This is a genomic window from Leifsonia sp. SIMBA_070 (genome assembly GCF_046534635.1).
Taxonomy (GTDB): Bacteria; Actinomycetota; Actinomycetes; order Actinomycetales; family Microbacteriaceae; genus Leifsonia.
Window position 1 is genome coordinate 1 of sequence record NZ_JAWRYK010000910.1, and the last position, 237, is coordinate 237.

Below are 237 nucleotides of genomic sequence, written 5' to 3' on the forward strand. Positions count from 1 at the left end.
GGCGTTGGCGCGACGGTGGAGCGCGGAGACCTTGTGGGAGCCAGCGGCACCACGGGCGCCTCCACGGGCTGCCACCTGCACTTTGAGGTCATGGTTAACGGCGACGTAGTGGATCCGCTCGGCTGGTTGTGACCGCAGGAACATCATTCCGTGACCTGAACGTGACATTCCCGGAATCATGTTGTACGCTCGTCCTCGTGCCTGATCGGCCAAAGATCGGGCACTCTCGAACAGATC

Annotated in this window: 1 protein-coding gene; it reads left to right on the top strand. The window is 62.0% G+C overall.

What is annotated here, in order from left to right:
* A partial coding sequence (locus SB754_RS22845; RefSeq protein WP_410784546.1) for a M23 family metallopeptidase occupies window positions 1-132 on the top strand: 132 nt, incomplete at its 5' end.
* Window positions 133-237 lie beyond the last annotated feature (105 nt).